1 protein-coding gene is annotated in these 517 nt (G+C 65.8%); it reads left to right on the forward strand.

Annotated elements, in window-relative coordinates:
* Nucleotides 1-517: acyltransferase domain-containing protein (locus IH54_RS41065; RefSeq protein ID WP_043183683.1), on the forward strand; the 517-nt coding region annotated here is incomplete at both ends.

A 517-nucleotide genomic window follows, 5' to 3' on the forward strand; every position in this document is an offset into this window, starting at 1 on the left:
GTGGAAGGGCCGGGGGCGCAAGGCGCGCGTCCTCCAGGTCTCGCACGCCTTCCACTCACCCCTCATGGACCCCGTCCTCACCCCCTTCACCCAAGCAATCGCCCACCTCGACTTCCGAACACCCCGTATCCCCCTCATCAGCAACCTCACCGGCCAACCCGCAACCGAAAACATCACCACCCCCGACTACTGGGCCCAGCACATCCGCCAACCCGTCCACTTCCACCAAACCCTCACCCACCTCGCCCCCCACACCACCCTCTTCCTCGAAATCGGACCCACCCCCGTCCTCACCACCGCCACCCACCACACCCTCCCCCACACCACCGCACTCCCCACCCTCACCGGCAAACAACCCGACACAACCACCCTCGCCCACACCCTCGCCACCCTCCACACCACCACACACCACACCATCAACTGGACACCCTGGTACCCAACCACCACCACACCCACCACCACACCCACCATCGACCTCCCCACCTACCCCTTCCAACGACAGCCCTACTGGCTCACC

The sequence above is a fragment of the Streptomyces sp. NRRL F-5123 genome (assembly GCF_000721495.1).
Lineage (GTDB): Bacteria > Actinomycetota > Actinomycetes > Streptomycetales > Streptomycetaceae > Actinacidiphila.